Origin of the sequence: Spirillospora sp. NPDC049652, assembly GCF_040675125.1 — a bacterium.
Taxonomy (GTDB): domain Bacteria; phylum Actinomycetota; class Actinomycetes; order Streptosporangiales; family Streptosporangiaceae; genus Spirillospora.
This window is the reverse complement of record NZ_JBFAOF010000259.1, coordinates 1-8,269: the sequence shown is the minus strand read 5'-3', so window position 1 is coordinate 8,269 and position 8,269 is coordinate 1. Positions and strand designations below refer to the sequence as shown.

6 protein-coding genes are annotated in these 8,269 nt (G+C 74.3%); 5 read left to right on the top strand and 1 reads right to left on the bottom strand.

All coding sequences use genetic code 11. The annotated features are described in order from the left end of the window. Positions 1-693, top strand: a 693-nt coding sequence (locus AB0J52_RS18285) for an aminotransferase class I/II-fold pyridoxal phosphate-dependent enzyme (protein WP_500182778.1), incomplete at its 5' end; no start/stop codon positions are given. A gap of 107 nt (positions 694-800) precedes the next feature. Beyond that, complete coding sequence (locus AB0J52_RS18280) at positions 801-1,247, top strand: DoxX family protein (RefSeq protein WP_500182777.1); 447 nt, start codon at positions 801-803, stop codon at positions 1,245-1,247. Between the two features lie 223 nt (positions 1,248-1,470). On the opposite strand, the gene AB0J52_RS18275 is transcribed toward AB0J52_RS18280, so the two are convergent. After that, entirely contained in the window at positions 1,471-4,377 is a 2,907-nt protein-coding gene (locus AB0J52_RS18275) for an AfsR/SARP family transcriptional regulator (RefSeq protein ID WP_500182776.1), read from the bottom strand. A 270-nt stretch (positions 4,378-4,647) separates the two neighbouring features. Here AB0J52_RS18275 and AB0J52_RS18270 point away from each other — a divergent pair, with 270 nt between their 5' ends. The 3 genes from AB0J52_RS18270 (at position 4,648) to AB0J52_RS18260 (ending at position 8,199) form a co-directional block, all read left to right on the top strand. After that, positions 4,648-4,974: a hypothetical protein gene (locus AB0J52_RS18270; RefSeq protein WP_500182775.1), complete on the top strand. Its 327-nt coding sequence runs from the start codon at positions 4,648-4,650 to the stop codon at positions 4,972-4,974. A gap of 119 nt (positions 4,975-5,093) precedes the next feature. After that, complete coding sequence (locus AB0J52_RS18265; RefSeq protein ID WP_500182774.1) at positions 5,094-6,692, top strand: amidohydrolase family protein; 1,599 nt, start codon at positions 5,094-5,096, stop codon at positions 6,690-6,692. Beyond that, entirely contained in the window at positions 6,679-8,199 is a 1,521-nt protein-coding gene (locus tag AB0J52_RS18260) for an MBL fold metallo-hydrolase (protein WP_500182773.1), read from the top strand. Before AB0J52_RS18265 ends, AB0J52_RS18260 begins: the two co-directional genes overlap by 14 nt. Positions 8,200-8,269: the final 70 nt, after the last annotated feature.

Below are 8,269 nucleotides of genomic sequence, written 5' to 3'. Positions count from 1 at the left end.
GTCCCCGCGGACGCCGGGGCCGTGTTCCTCACCCCCTCGCACCAGTACCCGACCGGCGTGCCGCTCCACCCCGGCCGTCGCCAGGCGGTGTGCGCGTGGGCGCGGTCCACCGGCGGCGTGATCGTCGAGGACGACTACGACGGCGAGTTCCGCTACGAGCGCCAGCCCGTCGGAGCCCTGCAGGGGGTCGCGCCCGACCACGTCGTCTACTGCGGGACGGCCTCCAAGACGCTCGGCCCGGCACTGCGCCTCGCTTGGATGGTCCTGCCACCCCGCCTCGTCCCCGAGGTCGTGCGGGCCAAGCAGGACGCCGACCTGTACACCGAGACCCTCAACCAGCTCGTCCTCGCCGACCTCATCGCCGGCCACGCCTACGACCGGCACATCCGCGCCGCCCGCCTGCGCTACCGGCGGCGGCGCGCGCTCCTGCTCGACCGCGCCGCCGCCGTCCCCGGCCTCGCCGTCCAGGGGGTGCCCGCCGGTCTGCACAGCCTGCTCACCCTTCCGGACGGCGGCCCGTCCGAGGCCGATGCCCTGGACCGGTGCGCGGCGCACGGAGTGGGCGTCCGCGGCCTCTCCGAACTGCACCACGACCCCGCCGGCCGTCCGCAGGGCCTTCTCGTCGGCTTCGCCGCCTCCTCGGAACGCGCGTACCCGGCCGCCCTGGACGCCTTGTTCGCCGCCCTCGCCTGAGACCCGGTCGGCCGGCTGGTGAGTTCATCCCGTCAGGGGTTGCGACTTAGGTAAGCCTTACCTAATCTACGGTCATCCCGTCGTCCCGCAGGGAAGGAACCCCCTTCATGGCCACTGTCAACCGGTACGCAGACCTCGCCCGCCCCCACGTCCTGGCGCTGTACCGGCTCGTCGTCGGCTTCCTCTTCGCCTGCCACGGCGCCTCGTCGCTCTTCGGCGTCTTCGGCGGCGCCGTGGGGAGCGGGGCCGCGGTCCCCACCGGCGCCTGGCCCGGCTGGTACGCGGCCGTGATCCAGCTCCTGTGCGGCGCCCTGGTCGTCGGCGGACTGTTCACCCGTCCGGCCGCGCTGCTGGCCTCCGGTTCGATGGCCTACGCCTACTTCGTCGAGCACCAGTCGGACGCGTTGTTGCCGCTGCAGAACCACGGCGAGCTGGCCGCCATGTTCAGCTGGGCCTTCCTGCTCCTGGTCTTCACCGGGCCCGGGGCGTTCGCACTCGACCGCCTGCTGAACGTCCGCGGCAAGGCCGACCCGACCCCCGCCGCCGCGTCCTGACCCGCCGTCCCGTCCAGAACCGCCGCCCCGTCCAGACTCCCGCCGGCCGGCGAAGCCCGGGCGCGAGCTCGCGAACAAGACCGTCGAGACCGGCGGCGATCCGCACGGTGCGGCCTTCACGCCGCCGGTGCCGTGACCGGGCGGGTCCACCGTGGCCCGAAGGCGGCTCGCGGCGGAAGCGCACGTGATTGGGGCATGCCGGAGCGCGAGCACCGGTCGCGGGTCACGGGGGTGCCAGCCGGAGGCGGAGTTTCTGGGACTCGGTGGCGCCCCGGTCGGTGTAGAAGGTGAGCGCCAGCCGCCAGTGCGTCCGGGCGTCCTCGTCCCGGGCCAGCTGCTCGTAGGCGTCGCCGAGACCGTGGTGGGCGCGGGCCTGCTCGTGGCGGTCGTTGATCTCGGTGGCGAAGCAGAGCGCGTCCAGGTGGTGGCCGAGGGCGTCGGCGGGGGAGCCGGTCGCGGTCGCCGTCTCACCCAGGCCGTTGAGCGCGAAGACCTGCGCGCCGCGTTCGCCGATGGTCTCGGACATGGTCAGGGCGCGCTGATAGTGGTGGAGGGCCTCGGCGTGGCGTCCGAGTTGCCCGTAGGCGCGTCCGAGAAGGCCCAGGGCGTTGCTGCGGGTGATCTGGTCGCCGCTCTCGTCGGTGATGGCCAGCGCCCGTTCGAGGTGGTGGGCGGCCTCGGCGTGGCGTCCCGCGTCGCTGTGCACGCCTCCGAGAGCGCACTCCGTGTACCCCAGGACGATCCGGTCGTCTCCCGCGATGCCGGACGCCCGTCCGAGGTGGGTGATGGCCTCGTCGTGGCGGCCATGCCGCCACAGCGCGTAGCCGATCCCGGTCAGGGCGCGGCTCTGGCCGATGCGGTCACCGATGCGGCGGGCTATGTCCAGCGCCAGTTCGAGGTGCTCGACGGCCTTCTCGTAACAGGCCATGAAGAAGTAGACCCGCCCGAGGTCGTACAGCGCGTGCCCTGCGCTGGCCGGGTCGTTGTGGCGCCACGCCGCGGACCACGCCGCCGTGTGCAGGGCGAGGGCCTCGGTGTGGCCGGCCCGGGAGTTGAGGTAGCGGGCCAGGTCGGCGGACAGGTCGCGGACGTGGTCGGGACGGCCGTGGCCCGCCGCGTAGGCGGCGACGGCCAGCAGATTGGGCCGCTCGGCGTCGAGCCAGGCCAGCGCCTGGTCCGGGCCGGTGAAGGAGGGGTCCGGACCGGCGGATTCGTGCCGCCGTTCGGCCGGGGAGAGCAGGGCCGTCGCCACCGCCGTCGTGTCGCGGTAGTGGTCGAGGAGGCGGGTCATCGCCGCGGCGCGCTCGGCGGCGTCGTCCCGGGTGGTGGCCAGGTGCGCCGCGTAGGCGCGGAGCAGGTCGTGGAACCGGTAGCGGTCCTGCCGCACCTGCTGGAGCAGGTTGACGTCGAGGAGGTCTTCGAGCAGGGCCTCCGTCACGGTGAGCGGCCAGCCGGTCAGGGCGGCGGCCGCGCGCGCGTCGATGTCTGGCCCCGGGTGCAGGCCCAGCAGCCGGAACAGACGTTGCTGGGGTGCGGTGAGGCACTGGTAGGAGAGTGCGAACACCGCGGTCACCTCGCGGTCCTCGGCGCGCAGCTCCGGCAGGCGCCGCCGGGTGTCCCGCAGCCGTTCGACCAGATGCGCCACCGTCCAGGTGGAACGGTTGCGCAGCCGCGAGCCCGCGATCCGGATCGCCAGCGGCAGGTGCCCGCACAGGGCGAGGAGTTCGGCCACCGCGGCCGGCTCCCGGGCGGGACGGGCGTCGTCGACGATCTGCTCCAGCAGGATCGTCGCGTCGGCGTGCGGCAGGACGTCCAGCGACAGGTGCTGGGCCCCGTCCACACCGCCGAGCCGCCGCCGGCTGGTGATCAGCGTCAGGCAGTCGGACGCTCCCGGCAGGAGCGGGCGGACCTGCGCGCTGTCGGAGGCGTTGTCCAGGACGACGAGCGTGCGGGTGGCGGTGAGCGTCGCCCGCCAGAGCGCCGCACGGTCGGCCTCGTCCGGCGGTATCTGCTCGCCGCGCACGCCCGCCGCGCGCAGCAGCTTCTCCAGCGCGTCGGACGGGCTGAGGGGCGCCTTCGCCTGGTGGTGCGCGCGCAGGTCGATGAGCAACTGGCCGTCGGGATAGCGCTCCGCCAGGCGGTGGGCCAGGTGGACGGCCAGCGCGGTCTTCCCGACGCCGCCCATGCCGTCGATCGCGGAGATGACCATCGCGGTCGCGCCGCTCGACCTGGCGGCCTCCAGATGGGCCAGGGCCCGGTCGAGCTCCCGCCGCCTGCCGGTGAAGTCGGACAGGTCGCCGGGCAGGTCGCAGCGTGCCGCCGACGCGTACGCGGCGTCCGGGGGACCGGCGGAGGACGTCGGATCCGCGGCGGCGGCCGGGGCGAGGGCGGGGTCGCCGGTGAGGATCCGGTGATGCAGCCGCCGCAGCTCCGGCCCGGGATCGGCGCCCAGCTCCTCGGCCAGGACGTGGCGCACCCGCTCGTAGGCGGCGAGCGCGTCCGCCTGCCGTCCGGAGCGCCGCAGGGCGAGCATGAGCATGGCCCACAGCGACTCGCGCAACGGGTGGTCGACGACGAGTCCGCTCAGCTCGCCCACCACGTCCGCGAGATCCCCGCCCGCCAGCATGGCCCGAAGCCGGTCCTCGACGACGCCCAGCCTGACCTCGGTCAGCCGGGCCGCCTCCGCGTCGCCGTCGCCGTGCAGGACGACGTTCTCCAACGGACGGCCCCGCCACATGCCGAGCGCCGCGGACAGCAGCCGGGCGGCGGTCGCGGACCGCCCCTCGCGCAGGGCGAGCCTGCCGTCGCGGACCAGCGCGTCGAAGGCGAGCAGGTCCAGATCGCCCGGTTCCACCTCGATCAGGTAGCCTCCCGGCCTGGTCACCAGCCGGGAGGCGCCGCCGGAGTCCCGGAGCAGACGGCGCAGCGCGGACACGTGCGTCCGCAGATTGGCCTCGGCCGACGCCGGCGGCGCCGGACCCCAGATCAGCTCGACCAGCCGGTCCACGGCCACGACCTGGTTCGCCGACAGCAGCAGCGCCGCGAGCAGGGCGCGTTGCGCGCCCGACCGTACGGGCACGGCCGTGCCCGCGGAACAGATCTCCAGCGGACCGAGCACCCGGAACTCCATGGCCACCTCCAAGGGTGAACACGGATCGTTCCCGTCCACCGTTCGACCGGATCGGCTCGTTGGCCGGGCGTGGCCAGCGCGTGTTCCGCGCGTGTGCGTCCCCTGTGCGGACCCTGTATCCCCGCCCCGCAACCTGAGATCACGGCTGATCCCGCGGCGGTGGCCAGGAGCCGCGCACCGGTCCTGGACCGGTGGCCGCGTGACCGGCGCCGCGTCCACGGGGGACGCGGTTCCAGACAGGCTCGGAAGAGCCACGGGAGGTATCACGTGTTGACCCACACGACGGGGACGGCGACCACCGGGGCGGTGGAGGCCGGGGCGGAAGGCGGCCTGGTCCTGAAGGACGAGCAGGGCTCCCTGTACTTCGTCCGCGACAGCTTCCTCGAGACCCTCCGGGTGAAGGGCGAGGGGCTGGAGCGGCTCGGCGGACTCCTCGGCGCCAAGGGCGTCGAGGCCACCGCGGGCGGCCAGGGCTTCCAGATCGTCGACCACGTCCGGCGCGACGAGATCGACGTGATCGCGCCGCAGAACCCGGAGGAGATGATGGGCCAGGACCCGACCATCGTCACCACCATCATGTGCCCCTGGTTCTGCTGACCTGACCGGGGGATTCGGGAGCGGGGCCGTCCGCGCGCCAAGGGAGGCCGCGGGCGGCCCCGCTCTCCGGCCGACGACAGACGACCGACGGTCGACGACCGACGGGGAAGGGACCGCACGTGACGACGGGGACGTACACCGGCGACCGGATCGTGCACGACGCCGACAGCCATCTGATGGAGACCCGGGACTGGCTGATCCGGTACGCCGACGCGGACATCCGCGACAGGTTGAGGCCGCTCGACCTGCACGGCCTGGAGGAGATGGCCGAACGGGCCGCCGCGGACGGCGCCGCCGACGCCTCGGCTGAGAGCGCCCGGCCGGGTCCGGCCGGCGGGACGGCGGCGCCCGGCGAGGCCGTGATGGCGGAGAAGAACTGGCGCGCGCAGGGCGCCTTCCGTCCCGCGGACCGGAGCCGGGCCCTGGACGCGCTGGGGTTCCGCTCCCAGCTCGTGTTCTCCACCTACAGCCACGTCGCCCTGATCGACTGTCCGGGCGTGCCGGGCGGCGTCGACTTCGACCCGGACGTCCTGTACGGCGCGGTCCGGGCGCACAACCGGGGCATGGTGGACTTCTGCCGCGACCCCCGGCTCCTGCCGGTCGGCTGGGTCGCGATCGACGACCCGGAGCGCGCCGCCGAGGCGTGCGCGGAGGCGCTGGCGATGGGCTGTGCCGCCATCGAGATCCCGACCTACCCGGTCGGGCCGCTCAGCCTGACGCACCCGGCCCTGCACCCGGTCTACCGGATGCTGGAGGAGGCGGGACGTCCGCTGGTGTTCCACGTCGGGGGCGGCGGCCCGCTCGTCCACCGCGTCTACGCCAACAACGGCCTCGCCGACCGGGACGGGGCGGTGGGCCACGACACGACGCTCGCGGAGCTGACCCTCGTCGGCATGCCGGCCCCGGTGCAGATGGCGGTCGCCGCGCTGATCTTCGACGGGGTCTTCGAGCGGTTCCCCGGCCTGCGCTGCGGGATCATCGAGCAGGGCGCGACCTGGGCGCCGGGCTTCCTGCGGTGGCTCGACCTCGCGCCGTCGTTCGCCCCGCGCAGCCACGGCGACCGGCTGTCGATGGCGCCCAGCGAGTACTTCCGGCGGCAGGTGAAGCTGACCACCTTCCCGTTCGAGGACGTGGGCCGCCTGATCGGGGAGCTGGGCCCGGACGCGCTGATGTTCGGCAGCGACTACCCGCACGACGAGGGCGGCCGCGACCCCCTGGGACGGATGGACGCGACCCTCACCACCCGCAGCGGGCACGAGCGCGACCGCTTCTACCGCCGCAACTTCGAGGAGCTGATGGGCGCGGCGGCCCCGTCCTCCTCGTCGCCCTCGTCCTCCCCGGTCGCCCGGGCCGGGGAGGACCCGGCGGTCGCCCGGACGGGGGAGACGACGGAGGTCCTCCGGAAGAAGGCGCTGCTGCGCCTGCTCGCCAGGGACGCCGCCGAGCGCGACGGCGTCGCCGTGGAGCGGCACGAGATCACCGAGGAGCTGCACGGGTTCGTCCGGCAGACGGGGCTCGGCTCGCTGGAGGAGACACTGGTCTGGATGCGGCACGAGGGCGTCGCCGACGACATGCTGCGCCGCTTCCTGGAGGACGCCCGCCTGGTCGGCAAGCTCGCCCGCCTCCACGCGGAGCGGCTCGGCGAGGAGACCACCGCGCAGCTGCGGATCTCGACCGCCCGCACCTGGAAAGGCGATGAGACCCGTGCGGGGCATTGATCCCTATGTCGCGCTCACCGTCGGCTACGACGACAGGACGCGTTTCGGCAGCCCTGTCACGACGCGTCCGAGCGACTCGGTCCGCGAGGTGTTCCGGCCAGTGATCGACCACGCGCGGCGGCACGGCCTGGACTCGGCCGTCGAGGCCGGCCCGAGGCTGCTGCGCGAGGTCGTCGAAGGCCGGGGCTTCGCCGCCGTCGCGCGGCGCGCGGGACGGGAGTGGCGTCTGCACGAGGACGTCCTGTACCCCGACCCGCGCCGGGCGCGCCCGCGTCTGCTGACGTTCGAGCACCGCGGGAACGGACGGCGGCTCCAGGCGAAGGTGGACCCGCACGCCTGGCCGGAGGTCCACGCGCTGGTCGCCGCGCTGGCCTCTCCCGACGCCGACCGCGGGGGGTTCACGCCGAGCGGCCGGGCCCGCGAGCTGCTCGATGCCCTGACGGGGGCGGGCATGGTCGGCCGCGACGACGCCCGGCCCGGGATCGCCGCGATGAAGGCCGCCCATGCGCTGGAGCGGGCACAGGTGAGCTTCGTCGGGCACAACACGGTCGTGATCCGCTCGGGCGGCACCCGGCTGGTCATCGACCCCTTCCAGTTCTCCCGGAGCCCGGCGTACCCGGCGGCCTACCAGCCGCTCGGGCTGCGCGACTTCGGCCGCGTGGACGCCGTCCTGATCACCCACTCCCATCCGGACCACTTCGACGCGGCCTCCCTGCTGCGGCTGCCGCCCGCCACCAGGATGATCGTCCCGGACTCGGGGCCGGAGACGCTGCTGTGCGCCGACATGGCCGCGCGCCTGCGCGAGCTGGGATTCACCGACGTGACCACGCTGGCCTGGGGGGCCTCGGTCGCGGTCGGCGAGGCGCGGGTCCACGCGCTGCCCTTCTACGGCGAGCAGCCGACCGACGAGACGACGCTGCACCCGGAGGTCCGCAACGGCGGCAACACCTACGTCGTCGAGGCGGACGGCTTCAGCGCCGCGTTCGTGTCCGACAGCGGGCGGGACGCCCTGGGGGACGTCCGGTCCGTCGCGTCGAGATGGCACGCCGAGCACGGCCCGGTCGATCTGGTCTTCAGCGGCTACCGGGGCTGGATCACCTATCCCGTCCAGCTGCTGTTCTCGTCGGTGGGCAGCTACCTGGCGTTCGTCCCGCCGGACCTGTGGGGCGCGCGCTGCCGCCTGATGAACGGCCCGGACGAGGCGATCGACCTGGCGGAGCGCTGGGGCGCCCGGTACCTGTTCCCCTACGGAGACGGTGGGGCGCCGTGGTACTGGTCCGCCGGCCTCGGGCCGCGTCTGGACGGCTCGGGCAGCGAGGACGTGGACTTCGACCCGTTCCCCGAGCGCGTCGCGGACGCGGCCGCTCGCCGGATCCGGCTGCCCGGCGGGGCCGGCGGCCGCTCGCCGGTCGAGGTCGTCGTGCTGCGGCCCGGCGACTCGCTGACCGGGCTTCCGGCCTCCTTCGAGGTGGTCCGCGCCCTCGGCCACGTGTGGCCCTACGGTTGAGGGGACGCGGAGTGGAACCGTGCGGAGCCGTCGAGGTCTTCCCCGACGCGGTGCTGCGCTGCGCGGCGCT